The sequence below is a fragment of the Streptomyces albidochromogenes genome (genome assembly GCF_005981925.1).
GTDB lineage: Bacteria > Actinomycetota > Actinomycetes > Streptomycetales > Streptomycetaceae > Streptomyces > Streptomyces albidochromogenes.
The window spans coordinates 1-14,144 of the sequence record NZ_VBVX01000042.1 but is presented as its reverse complement, the minus strand read 5'-3'; the positions used below and the strand labels follow the sequence as shown (position 1 = coordinate 14,144).

Below are 14,144 nucleotides of genomic sequence, written 5' to 3'. Positions count from 1 at the left end.
GCATTGTCACATTCATCAGTGTCAAGTTACGACCGCGTACCGCAACACGGGACGGACAGGTGGCATGACCTCAGCAGCAGTCTCAGCAGTCTCCGCGTCGCAGGGCGAACTCACCGCGCGGTTGCGGGGGTTCCGGGAGGTGCAGCGCCTCGCCTATGCCTGTGCGGAAGCCGTCGCCGCCCAGCTCAAGCCGGGAGTGACGGAACGCGAGGCGGCGCGGATGCAGCGCTATTGGCTGCGCGAGCGCGGGGTCGCCGACTGGTTCCACCTGCCCTTCGCGTGGTTCGGGGACCGCACGGCCTTCGTCGGCTTCCGGGTGCCGCTCCAGTTCTTCCCCACCAACCGGCGGCTGGAGGCGGGGATGCCGTTCATCCTCGACATGGCCCCGGTGCACCAGGGCTTCACGGCCGACATCGGCTACTCGGGATGCCTCGGCCTCAACCCCGTGCACGACAAGCTCCTCGCCGATCTCGAACCGCACCGCGAGCTGATCCTGCGCGAGGTGCGCGAGCGGCGGCCGCTGCGGGAGATATACGAGGACGTCGAGCGGCTCATGACCCGCCAGGGATACGCCAACCGGCACCGCGCGTACCCCTTCGGCGTCATCGCCCACAAGGTCGGCCAGGTGAAGGAGCGGCGCTGGTCGCCGCGTCTCTTCGGGTTCGGCACGCAGGCGCTCAAAGGGCTGGCGGGCGACGCCCTGCACGGACACCGCGACGGCTGGTCGCCGTTGTGGAGCCCGTACACCTTCTCCGACCATCCACCGCGGCCGGGCCTGTGGGCGGTCGAACCGCACCTCGGGTTCCGGGGGACGGGTGCGAAATTCGAGGAGATCCTGGTGGTGACGGACTCCAAGGACCCCGAGCAGAGCGCGTTCTGGCTCGACGACGATCTGCCGCACGTGCGGCGCTGGGCAGAGGAGAAGTCGGCGTGAGTATCGAGCAGGCCACCGAGCGGTGGGTGCGTACCGGCGGAGTCGAGCTGTGCGTCGCCGAACTGGGCGACCCGGCGCGGCCCACCGTCCTCCTGGTGCACGGCTACCCGGACAGCAAGGAGGTGTGGGCCGACGTCGCGTCCCGGCTCGCCGCGCACTTCCACGTGGTGCTGTACGACGTACGCGGCCACGGCAGGTCCACGGCGCCCCAGCCGCTGCGCGGAGGGTTCACCCTGGAGAAGCTGACGGACGACTTCCTCGCGGTCGCGGACGCGGTGAGCCCGGACGAGCCGGTGCACCTCGTCGGGCACGACTGGGGGTCCGTGCAGGCCTGGGAGTTCGTGACGGTCAGGCGCACCGAGGGCAGGATCGCCTCCTTCACCTCGATGTCCGGCCCCTCCCTCGACCACTTCGGGCACTGGATCAAGAAGCGGGCGACCCGGCCGACCCCCCGCCGGGCCGCCCAGCTCCTCGGCCAGGGCGCCAAGTCCTGGTACGTGTACATGCTGCACACCCCGGTGCTGCCGGAGCTGGCCTGGCGCGGGCCTCTCGGCAGGCAGTGGCCCAAGATCCTTCAGCGGGTGGAGAAGGTGCCGGCCGGTGACTACCCGACGGCGTCGCTGCCGCAGGACGCGGCCCACGGCGCCTGGCTCTACCGGGACAACGTCCGCGCCCGGCTGCGCAGGCCGCGCGCCGACGCGTACGCCCATGCCCCCGTGCAGCTGATCACGCCCACCGGCGACGCGTTCCTCTCGGAGCGGCTGTACGACGACCTGGAGCAGTGGGCCCCGCGGCTCGTGCGGCGCTCGCTGCCCGCCAAGCACTGGGTGCCGCGCACCAGGCCCGACCAGCTGGCCGCGTGGATCGGCGACTTCGTCACGGCCACCGAGGACACCGCCGCCGGAGTCGCGCCCCGGGACACGGCGGCGAGCGGTCCGCACGCCGACCGGTTCGGCGGGCAGCTCGTCCTGGTCACGGGGGCGGCCGGCGGCATCGGCCGGGCCACCGCCTACGCGTTCGCCGAGGCGGGGGCGCGGATCGTGGCGGTGGACCGGGACGCGGAGGGCGCGGCCCGTACGGCGGAGATGGCGCGGCTCATCGGGGCGCCGGACGCCTGGGCGGAGACGGTCGACGTCAGTGACGAGCAGGCGATGGAGAAGCTCGCCGAGAAGGTCGCCACCGAGTACGGAGTCGTCGACGTACTGGTCAACAACGCCGGCATCGGCCTGTCGGGGTCCTTCCTCGACACCACGCCCGAGGACTGGAAGAAGGTCCTGGACGTCAACCTGTGGGGCGTCATCCACGGCTGCCGTCTCTTCGGGAAGCAGATGGCCGACCGCGGCCAGGGCGGCCACATCGTCAACACCGCCTCGGCGGCCGCGTACCAGCCGTCGAGGGCCCTGCCCGCCTACAGCACGTCGAAGGCGGCGGTGCTGATGCTGAGCGAGTGCCTGCGGGCCGAGCTCGCCGGCCGGGGCATCGGGGTCAGCGCGATCTGCCCCGGACTGGTCAACACGAACATCACCGCGACCGCACGGTTCGCCGGGGTCTCGGCGGAAGAGGAGAAGCGCAGGCAGCAAAAGTCCTCACGCCTGTACGGGCTGCGCAACTACCCGCCGGAGAAGGTCGCCGACGCGGTCCTGAAGGCCGTCGTACGCAACCAGGCGGTCGTGCCGGTGACGCCCGAGGCGCGCGGCGCCCGCCTCCTCTCGCGCTTCGCTCCGAAGGCGCTGCGCGCGATCGCCCGGATGGAGCCGCCGCTGTGAGCACCGACGGGCCGTACGCCATCACCCCTCGCCCGGTCTCCTTCGACCGGCGCGAGCCGGGCTCCGCGATACCGCGCTCCATCCGGCGGCCGTACCATCCCTCCCAGGAAAGCTCGCTGCGCAGGGCCGTCGCTTACCTGGCGACCTCTCCGGCGGCCCGCGCCGCGGCGGGGGCGGTGGGACGGGCGGCGCTGTCGTAGGCGGGGACGGGTGAGGGAGTGAAGGCGTGAGCGGTTGCGGGCAGCCGGCGGCCGAATACCGGATCGAGGACCTCGCGCACCTCAGCGGCGCGACGGTCCGTACGATCCGCGCCTACCAGGACCGGGGCCTGCTGCCCAGGCCCGAGCGGCGCGGCCGGTCCAATGTGTACGGCGACACGCATCTGGCCCGCCTCGACCAGATCGCCGGGCTCCTCGACCGCGGCTACACCCTGGCCAGCATCAAGGAACTGCTGGAGGCGTGGGACGCGGGGAAGGGCCTCGGCGGGGTGCTCGGGCTCGTCACCGAGGTCAGCGGGCCGTGGACGGACGAGGAGGCGGACCGGATCTCGCGCGCCGAGCTGGACGAGCGGTTCGGCGGCAGGCCCGACGACGACGCGGTCGAGGAGGCGGTGGAACTCGGGGTGCTGGAGCGCGTACCGGGACGGGACGACGAGTTCCTGGTGCCGTCGCCCCAAGAGCTGGCCGTGGCCGTCGAGTTGCACGCAGCGGGCGTCCCGCTGCCCGCGATCTCCGGTCATCTGCGGGAACTTCGCGGACAGGTGGAGCACATCGCCGCCCGCTTCCTGGAGTTCACGACTGAGCACGTCTTCGCCCGCTACCTCGGCCACACCCCTCCCACGGACGCGGACGCGACGGAGGCGGCGGCGCTCGTAAGGCGGCTGCGGCCGCTCGCCCAGCAGACGGTCGACGCGGAACTCGCCCGTGCCATGCGGTTGTTCGCGACCCGGCACCTCCAGCGGCATCTGGGGGCCGCCGAGCCGGTCGCCACCGGTTCCGGGCCCGCCACGGTCACGCTCCCCGAGGAGACAATGAGCGCGGTGTGCGCCCTGGTTGGCCCGGCCAGCGCCGCCGCCTTCGTCGCTGCGGCGACCGAACGGGAAGTACGGGCACGGACCTTGGACGCACTCGCCGCAAACCGGCACGCACAGGGCGGAGTTGGTTAACCCGGCTGATAAGCAAGCTCGGTTGTCCACAGAGCCGCCAAATGCCTTGTGGAAAAGCTGAGTTGGTTGTGGATCAAACCTCGTCGGCCAAATGAGTGGCGTGACGCTCGTCTCGCCGGGCACTCTGACGCGATGGACGAAAGACGCACCACGAAGGTGTCGAAGTACCTCTCGAAACACCTGCGACACCAGCCCGGCCGCATCGGCATCACGCTCGACCCCCATGGCTGGGTGGAGATCGACACGCTGCTGCGGGCCGCGGCCGCGCACGGCTTCCCGATCACCCGCGCCGAGCTCGACCACGTCGTCGCCTCCAACGACAAGCAGCGCTTCGCGGTCGACGGTCCTCGGATCCGCGCCAGCCAGGGGCACACGGTCGACGTCGACCTCGGGCTCCCGGAGGCCGAGCCTCCGGCGTACCTCTACCACGGCACCACAGCCCGCAGCCTGGAAGCCGTCCGAGCGGAGGGACTGCGTCCCATGGCCCGCCACGACGTCCACCTCTCGCCCGACCGCGAGACCGCCACCCGCGTAGGCGCCCGGCGCGGCGCACCCGTCGTGCTCAGCGTGGACGCCGGGGCCATGCACCGGGCCGGCCACGTGTTCCGGGTCAGCGCCAACGGCGTCTGGCTCACCGCGTCCGTGCCGCCCCAGTACCTGCGCTTCCCCGGGTGAGGCGGGCGGCCGGCCTCAGCCCAGCGTCAGGCGGCGCAGGCCGTACCGCTCGGCAGCCGCGCGTTCGGCCTCGGTCATCGGCAGCCGCCCGGTCGCCTTGCGCAGGAACGTCGTACGGTCCCAGCCGGCTCCCGCCACCGTGACCGGCCTGTCGTACGGCTCCCCGTCCAGCAGCAGCCGCGCCACCACGTCCGCCGCCTCGCCGGTCGGCCACGGCCGGCAGCCGAGCCCCGCGGCCACGTCGAAACCGTGCACGCACACCTCGACGACCCGGGTGACGAGGAAGTCCGACAGCAGCATCGGATCGCCGTGCCGGGTACGGACCAGCCGCTCCGGCGGCTCCTTCGCGCAGGAGGCGGCGACGGCACGCCAGACGGCGTCGAAGTGTTCGGCCAGGGCCCGGCCGTCGTCGTACGCGGCCGCCGTCTCCTGGGCCGCCCCGACCCGCGTGCCGTTGGCGCCGGGCGAGAAGCGCTCGTCCGGGGCGTAGTAGCCGGCAGCCGTCACCAGTACCCCCGACGGCCGCGGCTCGGGCTCCGCCAGCATGCTCCCGACCCGGCCCACGGCGGTCGTCAGGTGGGCGAACACCTCGCGCACGGTCCAGGGAGCGCACGGGCTCGGCCGGTCCCACTCCCCTTCGGGCAGCGAGCAGACCTTCTCGTACAGGCGCTGCGACTCGGCCCTGAAGGCCGCCAGAACCGTTTCCCCGTTCATACGGGACAGCCTAGGCAGCGCGGATGATCTACGGCGCGAAACGCCCGCACTCGCCGGGCCCGGCCGCGGCGCCGGCCACCGGAGCGCGGCTCCGGCCGCCCCCGGCGTCAGGAACCCAGCTGCGCCAGCCCCTCCGTGGCGATCTGCTCGAAGACCTTCTCGTCGGCCGCGAAGTCCGAGTCGGGGATCGGGGCGTGCAGCACGATCTCGGTGAAGCCGAGGGCGAAGTGCCGGCCGGCGAAGTCGACGAATGCGTCGAGGGACTGCAGCGGACCGCTCCGCTCCGGGGTGAACCCGGTGAGCAGGATCTTGTCGAGCTCCGCGGCGTCCCTGTCGATCTCGGCGCAGGCCGCCCCCAGCTTGGTGATCTGCCCGCGGATGGCCTCCAGCGACTCGGCCGGCGTACCGGACTCGAACAGCTTCGGGTCGCCCGTGGTCACCCAGGCCTGCCCGTACCGGGCGGCGAGCCTCAGCCCGCGCGGGCCGGTCGCGGCGACCGCGAAGGGCAGCCGGGGCCGCTGCACACAGCCCGGGATGTTGCGGGCCTCGTCGGCGGAGTAGTGCTTCCCCGTGTGGGTAACGGCGGGCTCGGTGAGCAGCCGGTCCAGCAGCGGCAGGAACTCGCCGAACCGGTCGGCGCGCTCCCGCGGCGTCCAGGGCTCCTGCCCGAGCGCAGTCGCGTCGAAGCCGTTGCCGCCCGCGCCGATGCCCAGCGTGACGCGTCCGCCGGACACGTCGTCCAGGGTGATGAGGTCCTTGGCGAGGGTGACCGGGTGCCGGAAGTTCGGCGAGGTGACGAGGGTGCCCAGACGCATGCGCGAAGTGGCGCCGGCGGCCGCCGTCAGGGTCGGCACGGCGCCGAACCAGGGGCCGTCGCGGAAGGTCCGCCAGGACAGGTGGTCGTAGGTGTACGCGGTGTGGAAGCCGAGCTGCTCGGCCCGCTGCCAGGCGTCACGGCCGCCCTGCGACCAGCGGCGGATGGGAAGTATCACGGTACTCAGGCGCATGTCCCGACCCTACGCGTGACCGGGCCGCCGGCCCACGGGCCCTGAGGTGCGCGGCAGTGGCGCGCGCGGGGCAGGGCGGGCATCCGGCCCCGGCGCACGCGCTCACCTTCGGGGTCTCAGATGTGCGCCCCTTCGCACGCCCGTGCATTCCATACGGGAAGATGGATCTGTGACCTCAGCGACCGACCCCCAGCAGGCCCGACCGGCCCCGGCCGGCACCACCACTCCGCGGCTGATCGCGACCGACCTGGACGGCACGCTGCTGCGTGACGACAAGTCCGTGTCGGACCGTACGATCGCCGCGCTCGCCGCTGCCGAGCGGGCCGGTATCGAGGTCTTCTTCGTCACCGGCCGCCCGGCCCGCTGGATGGACGTCGTCAGCGACCACGTCCACGGCCACGGCCTGGCGATCTGCGCCAACGGCGCCGCTGTCGTCGACCTGCACGCGGGCGGCGAGCTGATCCAGGTCCGCCCGCTGGCCCGCGAGGACGCGCTCGCCGTCGTCGTGGCGCTGCGCGCCGCCGCGCCGGGCACGTCGTTCGCGGTCGAGCTCTCCACCGGCATCCACTACGAGCCCGAGTACCCGCCGTTCTTCCTCGACCCGGGTGCGACCGTGGCCACCGCCGAGAAGCTCCTCGCGGAGGCCACTCCCGGCTCCGGCGCCCCGGTCGTCAAGCTGCTCGCCCACCACACCGAGCTGTCCCCCGACGACTTCCTCACCCTGGCCCGCGCGACGGCGGACCAGCGCGCGTCGGTCACCCGGTCCAGCCCGTCCGCGCTGCTGGAGATCAGCGGCTACGGCGTGTCCAAGGCCAGCACCCTGGCGCAGTGCTGTGCCGAGCGCGGCATCTCGCCCGCCGAGGTGGTGGCCTTCGGCGACATGCCGAACGACGTGGAGATGCTGGCGTGGGCCGGCACGTCGTACGCGATGGGCAACGCGCACCCGGACGTGGTGGCCGCCGCGTCGGGCCGTACGGTCGCGAACAACGACGACGGCGTCGCGGTGGTCATCGAGCGGATCCTGGCCGACCGGCAGCCGTGACAGGTGGGCGGGGGCGGGGGCTCAGAATCCCGCCCCGCGCTCGCGCATCCACGGCGCGGGGTCGATCCCCGACCCCAGGTGGGGGGTGAGCCGCACCTCGAAGTGCAGGTGCGGCCCCGACGAGTTGCCGGTCGTGCCGGCCTGGCCGATCCACTGGCCGGTGCGCACCCGCTCGCCCTGGTCGACCATGACGCCGGCCAGGTGCGCGTACTGCGAGTAGTAGCCGTCCGGGTGGGCGATCACCACTTCGATGCCGAAGCCGCCCCCGCAGGACACGGAGACGACCCGGCCCTGGCCGACGGCCCGTACCGGGGTGCCGATGTCCACGGCGAAGTCCTGCCCGGTGTGGCGGCTTCTCCAGCGCGCGCCCTCGCCGCCGAAGCCCGCGGACAGCTCGTACTCCTCGACGGGCGTCACCCAGGGCCGTGTGGTGGGCGGCCCCTGCTCGTCCAGGCGTACGGCGCCGGCGCAGCGCCCCGCCGAGACGCTGCGGTCCGCCTGTCCCTGGAGCTTCCACCGGGCGTCTTCGAGCTTGGCGGTGACGGCCCGCTTGATGGACGCCAGCTGCTCCGTGCGCGCGTCGAGGTCGAGCCAGGCGGCGCTCGCCCGTCGTTCGTCCTCGACGAGCATGCGCTCGGCGCGTTCGGCGCGGGCCAGCATCCGGGACACCGCGAGTTCGGCCTGCCAGGCGAGGCGGTGCCCGTCCATGAGTTCCTGCGGGTCGTCGGCGAGGAGCAGCTTCGCGGTGTACGCGATCCCGCCGCCGCCGGCCCGGTACTGGGCGCGCGCGACGCGGCCCACGTCCCCGCGCAGGATCTCGATGTCGTTGCGGGCGTGGACGAGCAGGCGCTCCAGGCGCAGGGCCTTCGCCCGCTGCTCCTTCGCCTCGCGCCTGCCCTCCTCGTACGTCCGCGACGCCCGGGTGGCCTGTTCGTACAGCCGCGCCACCTCGGCGCCGACGGAGGGGTTGTCGGAGGGCCCGCCGGAGTGTCCGTCGAAGGCCGTGTCGTCACCGGCGGGAGCGGCGAGGGCTGCGGGAGCGGCGTCCGGAGCGGCGAGGACGGCCGCGGCGGCGGGCGCGGGCAGGCACAGCAGCACGCACAGCACCGGCACGAGCAGCCGAGGGCAGGGTCCGAGGCGCATCCACGGATCGTGTCCCGGTCACCGCCCGAACCCGTGCACCGAGGTGGTGCCACCGGGGTGTCGTCCCGCCATCCGGCCTACCGGCCGCCCGCCCGGGGTCCCGCCGGCTCCTACAGCGGTGCCTCCCAGACCACCGTCGTACCCCCGCCGTCCTCTCCCAGCCCCGGCTCGCACCGGCTCGTGCCGCCGAGCGATTCGGCCCGCCGCTTGAGGTTGCGCAGTCCGCTGCGGCGGCCGCCCTCCGGGATGCCCACCCCGTCGTCCGCGACCGACAGCCGCACGCCGCGGCTCCCGTCCGCCAGTTCGGCCGTGGCGTCGAGGACGACCTCGATCCGGGACGCCCGCGCGTGCCGGAAGGCGTTCGACAGCGCCTCGCGCAGCGCCGCGATGAGGTTCTTGCCGGTGTACTCGCCGACCAGCGAGTCGACGGGGCCGACGAACCGGTGCCCGGGCTTGAAGCCGAGCGGTACCGCCGCCATGTTGATCTCCCGCAGCACCCGCGTACGCAGCCCCGAAGGCGCCTCGGCCGGACCCTGCTGGAGGGCGAAGATGGCCGTGCGGATCTCCTGGATCGTCACGTCCAGCTCGTCCACCGCCCTGCTCACCCCCGTGCGCACCTCCGGCACGAGGGACCGCCGCTGCGCGCCCTCCAGCATCAGGCCGGTGGCGAACAGCCGCTGGATGACCAGGTCGTGCAGGTCGCGGGCGATCCGGTCGCGGTCCTCGTAGACCGCGAGCCGCTCCCGGTCCCGCTGCGTCTCCGCCATCATCAGCGCGAGCGCGGCCTGCGAGGCGAACTGCGCGGCCAGCGTCCGCTCCGCCTCCGTGAACGGCTTGGCGCCCCGCGCGCGGGGAGTGGCCAGCGCGCCCAGCACCCGGCCGCCGCTGTGCAGGGGCAGCATCATGCTGGGCCCGTACTGCCGCGCCAGCCGTGTGATCATGCGCGGGTCGTTCGCCGAGTCGCCGATGAACACCGCCTGGCCGGCGAGCAGCCGCTGGACGATCGGGCTCCGCGGCGGGACGACGACGCCGAGCGAGTCGGACGGGTCGTCGGCCGACACCGCGACGATCTCCAGGCCGCCGCCCTCGGCGGGCAGCAGCACGATTCCGGCGGCCGAGGCGGCCAGCCTGCGGGCCTGTTCCGCGACGACGGTGAGCGCCTCGTCGGCGTCACCGCCGGACAGCAGCGCGGTGGTGACGGCGACCGACCCGTCGATCCAGCGCTCCCGCTGCCGGGCCGCCTCGTACAGCCGGGCATTGCCGATGGCGATGCCCGCCTCGGTGGCGAGCACCCGGACCATGTGCAGGTCGTCGTCGTCGAAGCCGGCCCCGCCGTGCTTCTCCGCGAGGTAGAGATGGCCGAAGATCTCGCCCTGTACGCGGATGGGCACGCCCAGGAAGGACCGCATCGTGGGGTGCAGATCGGGAAAGCCGGCGAAGCGCGGATCGGCGGTGAGGTCTCCGAGGAGCACCGGTCCTGGGTCGGTGACCAGCGCGCCGAGCAGCCCGTGGTGGCCGTCGGGCAGCCGCCCGATCCGTGCGACCTGCTCCTCGCTCATGCCGTACGTCACGAAGTCGGCGAGGCCGTCGCGCTCCTCGTCGACGACGCCGATCGCCGCGTACCGGGCGTCGGCGAGCTCGGCGGCCGTCTCGCAGATCCGGTCGAGGGTGGAGTGCAGTTCGAGGCCCGTGCCGACGGACCGCATGGCCTCCAGCAGCTGGGGGACGCGCGCGGTGAGCTCGGTGGACAGGCCGCGCAGGCTGCGGGCGGCCTGCGTGGCGGCTTCCAGGTGGTCGCTCGGGTCCGGCACGTCGTCCACTGGCATGCCACGAGCCTAATAAGTCCTATTTCACGGCGAAAGTCGGGCGCCGAGGGCTCCGCCGGTCTTGAGGGGTTCGGCCGCCTGTTCCCGCTCCAGCATCCGCCGCAGGGGGCCCTCGGCCGCCACGAGGTCCGCGTACGGGCCGCGCTGTACGGCGCAGCCGTCGTCCAGCACGATCACCTCGTCCACCGCGTCCAGGCCCTGCAGCCGGTGCGTGATGATCAGCGTCGTACGGCCCTCGGTGACCTCCAGCAGGTCGGCGGTCAGGGCGTCCGCCGTCGCCAGGTCGAGGTGTTCGGCGGGCTCGTCGAGCACGAGCACGGGGAAGTCGGCCAGCAGGGCGCGGGCCAGCGCGAGGCGCTGGCGCTGGCCGCCGGAGAGGCGGGCGCCGTGTTCGCCGACCATCGTGTCGAGCCCGTCGGGCAGCGCGTCGACCCAGGTCAGGAGCCGGGCGGCGGCGAGGGCGTCGCGCAGTTCCGCGTCGGTGGCGTCGGTCCTGGCCAGCTTGAGGTTCTCCCGTACGGAACTGTCGAAGAGGTGCGCGTCCTGCGCGCACAGCCCGACGAGCGTGCGTACGTCGTCGCCGTCGAGCTCGGCGGCGGGCACTCCGCCGAGCGTGTACGTCCCGGTCCGAGCGTCCAGGAAGCGCAGCAGCACCTGGGCGAGCGTCGTCTTGCCGGCGCCGGAGGTGCCGACCACGGCGACGCGCCGGCCGGCCTCCAGCGTCAGGTCGAAACCGGCCAGGGCGTCGTGCTCCTGCCCGGCGTACCGGGCGCCGATCCCGCGCAGTTCCAGCGGGAACGGCGACGCGGGCCGGGCAGCGGGCGTCCGCGGCTCGCGCACCGGCGTCGGCGCGTCCAGCACCTCGTACACGCGCTCCGCGCCTCGCTCGACGCGCCGGCGGTACCGCACGGCGAGCGGAAGTCCGGTGACGGCCTCGAAGGCGGCCAGCGGAGTCAGTACGACGACGGCGAGGGTCACCCCGGACAGCCGCCCGTCGTGCACGGCCTGCACTCCGGCGAGCGCGGCGGCCACGACGGTCAGCCCGCAGGCCAGTGACGAGAGGCCGCTGCCGAGGGCGGTGGCGGTGGCGCCCCGGGAGGCGATCCGCGTCAGCTCGGCGTCGGCTTCCCCGACCCCTGCCGTACGCCGCTTCATCGCACCGGCGACGGTCAGCTCCGCGGCGGCGCCGAGCAGTTCCACGATCCGTGCGGCCAGCACGCCGCGTGCGGGCGCCAGTTGCCGTTCGGCCCGCCGGGCGCACGCCCCGCTCAGCCACGGGACGCCGACCCCGGCGACGAGCAGCCCGGCGGCCAGCACCGCCCCGGCCTCGGGCAGCAGCCACGCGGTGAACCCGACGGAGCCCGCGCCCACGACCACGGCGCCGCCGACGGGCAGCAGCCACCGCAGCCAGTAGTCCTGCATCGCGTCGACGTCGGCGACGAGCCGGGACAGCAGGTCACCGCGCCGCGTCTCGCGCAGCCCGGCGGGCGCGACGCGCTCCAGCCGCCGGTACACGGCGACGCGCGTCTCGGCGAGCATCCGCAGCACGGCGTCGTGCGCGACGAGCCGCTCGGCGTACCGGAAGACGGCGCGTCCGATGCCGAAGGCGCGGGTCGCGGTGACGGCGACCATCAGATAGAGCACCGGGGGCTGTTCGGACGCCCGCGAGATGAGCCACCCGGACACGGCCATGAGTCCCACGGCCGAGCCGAGCGCAAGACTTCCGAGCGCCAGAGCGAGCCTCAACCGCCCCCGGAACTCCCGGCCCCCGTCCCGGACCCGCCCCAGTACGCCTCGCCGGCCCCCGGCCGCCGGGCCGCTCTTCGCGGTCCCCACGGCACCAACAGCGACGCCGGTGCCGGCCCCCGAGGCCGCGTGCGGAAGCCCGTCGCCCGCCTCCGGGAGCGGACGTACCGCGCCACCTGCCGCACCCGCCGCCGCGGGGCCGCCGGAGCCCGCCCCGGCCGGGTGGCCGGGAGCCGCCGGTGCGCCGCGCGGGGGCGCGAGTTCCACCACGCGGTCCGCGGCGGCCAGCAGCGCCGGCCGGTGCACCACCATGACCACCGTGCGGCCCGCCGCCAGGCGCCGTACCGCGTCGACGATTCCGGCTTCCGTCTCGCCGTCCAGGTTGGCCGTCGGCTCGTCCAGCAGCAGCAGCGGCCGGTCGGCGAGGAACGCCCGGGCGAGGGCGAGCCGTTGGCGCTGCCCGGCCGACAGCCCCGCGCCGTCCTCCCCGAGGCGCGTCTCGGCGCCCTCGGGGAGCGCCGCCACGAAGTCGTACGCCCCGGCGTCCCGCAGCGCCGCCGCCACCGCCGCCGCGTCGGCGTCCGGCCGCGCCAGCCGTACGTTGTCGGCGACCGTTCCCGCGAAGAGGTACGGCCGCTGCGGGACCCACGCGATCCGCTCCCGCCACCGCTCCATCGACACGGCCGCCAGATCCACCGCGCCCGGACCGTCACCGACGACGACCCGTCCCCCGTCCACCGGGACGAACCCGAGCAGCACGTTCAGCAGCGTGCTCTTGCCGACGCCGCTCGGCCCGACGACCGCGACCGTCTCGCCTTCGCGCACGACCAGCGACGCCGAGTCCAGCGACGCCTCGGTGCGCCCCGCGTGCCGGACCGTCACCCCCTCGACCCGCAGCGTCCCCACGGGCGCGTCACCGCCGCCCGCCGTTTCCGTCGGCGCCGTCTCCAGTACGTCGAAGATCTCCTCGGCGGCGGCCAGGCCCTCCGCCGCCGCGTGGTACTGCGCTCCGACCTGGCGCAGCGGCAGATACGCCTCGGGGGCCAGCACCAGGATCACCAGCCCCGTGTACAGGTCGAGGTCCCCGTGCACGAGCCGCATGCCGATGCCCACGGCGACCAGGGCCACCGACAGCGTCGCCAGCAGCTCCAGCGCGAACGACGACAGGAAGGCGATGCGCAGTGTGCGCATGGTCGCCTGCCGGTACTCGGCCGTGATCGTCCGGATCGACTCGGCCTGCGCCTTCGCCCGCCCGAACACCTTGAGCGTCGGCAGTCCGGCGACGACGTCGAGGAAGTGCCCGGACAGCCGTGACAGCAGCCGCCACTGCCGGTCCGTCCGGGCCTGGGTGGCCCACCCGATGAGGACCATGAAGAGCGGGATGAGCGGCAGCGTGCCCACGATCACCGCCGCCGAGATCCAGTCCTCGGTGACGATCCGTGCCAGCACCGCCGCCGGTACGACGACGGCCAGCCCGAGCTGGGGCAGGTACCGCGAGAAGTAGTCGTCGAGCGCGTCGATGCCGCGCGTCGCCAGCGCCACCAGTGAACCGGCCCGCTGTCCGCTCAGCCATCCGGGCCCGAGCGCGGCGGCCCGCTCCAGCAGCCGTCCCCGCAGCTCCGACTTGACCGCCGCGCTCGCCCGGTGCGCGGCGAGTTCGGTCAGCCAGGAGACCAGGGCCCGCCCCAGCGCGACCACCGCCAGCAGCAGGAGCGGCGTACGCAGGGCGGCGCCGTCCAGCCCCCGCTCGAACCCGCCGACGACCACTTCGGCGATGAGCATCGCCTGGGCGACGACCAGGCCCGCCCCGGCCAGCCCGAGGACCACCACCGCGGCCAGGAAGAAGCGGGTGGCACGGGCGTACCGGAGCAGACGCGGATCGATCGGTTTCACGTGAAACATCCCCTACTGGTGCGCGTCGGCGAGGTGCTGCGTGCCGATCCGCTTGCGGAACACCCAGTACGTCCAGCCCTGGTAGAGCAGCACCACGGGCATCGCGATCCCCGCGCACCAGGTCATGATCTTCAGCGTGTACGGCGTGGAGGAGGCGTTGGTGACCGTCAGGCTCCACGTCGCGTCCAGCGAGGAGGGCATGACGTTCGGGAACCTGTATCTTATACACATCT

11 protein-coding genes and 1 pseudogene are annotated in these 14,144 nt (G+C 73.8%); 6 read left to right on the top strand and 6 right to left on the bottom strand.

The window, feature by feature from the left end; genetic code table 11:
* Window positions 1-64 precede the first annotated feature (64 nt).
* From E2E34_RS08545 to E2E34_RS08525, 5 genes and pseudogenes are all read left to right on the top strand, one after another.
* Complete coding sequence (locus E2E34_RS08545) at window positions 65-934, top strand: M24 family metallopeptidase (RefSeq protein WP_138901306.1); 870 nt, start codon at window positions 65-67, stop codon at window positions 932-934.
* On the top strand, window positions 931-2,700 hold the full coding sequence (locus E2E34_RS08540; RefSeq protein WP_138901305.1) for an SDR family oxidoreductase: 1,770 nt from the start codon (window positions 931-933) through the stop codon (window positions 2,698-2,700). Before E2E34_RS08545 ends, E2E34_RS08540 begins: the two co-directional genes overlap by 4 nt.
* Before the next feature lie 50 nt (window positions 2,701-2,750).
* Window positions 2,751-2,900, top strand: a pseudogene (locus E2E34_RS08535) (metal-dependent hydrolase); the annotation flags it as partial.
* Between the two features lie 26 nt (window positions 2,901-2,926).
* On the top strand, window positions 2,927-3,865 hold the full coding sequence (locus E2E34_RS08530; protein WP_138901304.1) for a MerR family transcriptional regulator: 939 nt from the start codon (window positions 2,927-2,929) through the stop codon (window positions 3,863-3,865).
* Between the two features lie 132 nt (window positions 3,866-3,997).
* Window positions 3,998-4,540: an RNA 2'-phosphotransferase gene (locus E2E34_RS08525; protein ID WP_138901303.1), complete on the top strand. Its 543-nt coding sequence runs from the start codon at window positions 3,998-4,000 to the stop codon at window positions 4,538-4,540.
* A 15-nt stretch (window positions 4,541-4,555) separates the two neighbouring features.
* Here E2E34_RS08525 and E2E34_RS08520 read toward each other — a convergent pair whose 3' ends face one another.
* Window positions 4,556-5,254 (bottom strand): maleylpyruvate isomerase N-terminal domain-containing protein, encoded by a 699-nt coding sequence (locus tag E2E34_RS08520; RefSeq protein ID WP_138901302.1) that lies wholly within the window; start codon window positions 5,252-5,254, stop codon window positions 4,556-4,558.
* Window positions 5,255-5,361: 107 nt separating this feature from the next.
* On the bottom strand, window positions 5,362-6,261 hold the full coding sequence (locus tag E2E34_RS08515; RefSeq protein WP_138901301.1) for an LLM class flavin-dependent oxidoreductase: 900 nt from the start codon (window positions 6,259-6,261) through the stop codon (window positions 5,362-5,364).
* A 169-nt stretch (window positions 6,262-6,430) separates the two neighbouring features.
* On the opposite strand from E2E34_RS08515, the gene E2E34_RS08510 reads away from it, so the two are divergent.
* A complete protein-coding gene (locus E2E34_RS08510) occupies window positions 6,431-7,303 on the top strand; it encodes an HAD family hydrolase (RefSeq protein WP_244315572.1) in 873 nt (290 codons plus the stop codon).
* A 21-nt stretch (window positions 7,304-7,324) separates the two neighbouring features.
* Here the strand turns inward: E2E34_RS08510 and E2E34_RS08505 are convergent, their stop codons facing one another.
* From E2E34_RS08505 to E2E34_RS08490, 4 genes are all read right to left on the bottom strand, one after another.
* Entirely contained in the window at window positions 7,325-8,446 is a 1,122-nt protein-coding gene (locus E2E34_RS08505; protein WP_138901300.1) for a M23 family metallopeptidase, read from the bottom strand.
* 110 nt (window positions 8,447-8,556) lie between these two features.
* Complete coding sequence (locus E2E34_RS08500; protein ID WP_138901299.1) at window positions 8,557-10,272, bottom strand: sensor histidine kinase; 1,716 nt, start codon at window positions 10,270-10,272, stop codon at window positions 8,557-8,559.
* 24 nt (window positions 10,273-10,296) lie between these two features.
* Window positions 10,297-13,911, bottom strand: a complete 3,615-nt coding sequence (gene cydD, locus E2E34_RS08495; RefSeq protein ID WP_138901298.1) for a thiol reductant ABC exporter subunit CydD — start codon at window positions 13,909-13,911, stop codon at window positions 10,297-10,299.
* Window positions 13,912-13,923: 12 nt separating this feature from the next.
* The coding region (locus E2E34_RS08490; RefSeq protein ID WP_208765181.1) for a cytochrome d ubiquinol oxidase subunit II at window positions 13,924-14,144 on the bottom strand (221 nt) is incomplete at its 5' end.

Coding starts and splice junctions, on each gene's coding strand:
- E2E34_RS08545 (WP_138901306.1), top strand. CDS start 65: ATGACCTCAGCAGCAGTCTCAGCAGTCTCCGCGTCGCAGGGCGAACTC.
- E2E34_RS08525 (WP_138901303.1), top strand. CDS start 3,998: ATGGACGAAAGACGCACCACGAAGGTGTCGAAGTACCTCTCGAAACAC.
- E2E34_RS08520 (WP_138901302.1), bottom strand. CDS start 5,254: ATGAACGGGGAAACGGTTCTGGCGGCCTTCAGGGCCGAGTCGCAGCGC.
- E2E34_RS08515 (WP_138901301.1), bottom strand. CDS start 6,261: ATGCGCCTGAGTACCGTGATACTTCCCATCCGCCGCTGGTCGCAGGGC.
- E2E34_RS08505 (WP_138901300.1), bottom strand. CDS start 8,446: ATGCGCCTCGGACCCTGCCCTCGGCTGCTCGTGCCGGTGCTGTGCGTG.
- E2E34_RS08500 (WP_138901299.1), bottom strand. CDS start 10,272: ATGCCAGTGGACGACGTGCCGGACCCGAGCGACCACCTGGAAGCCGCC.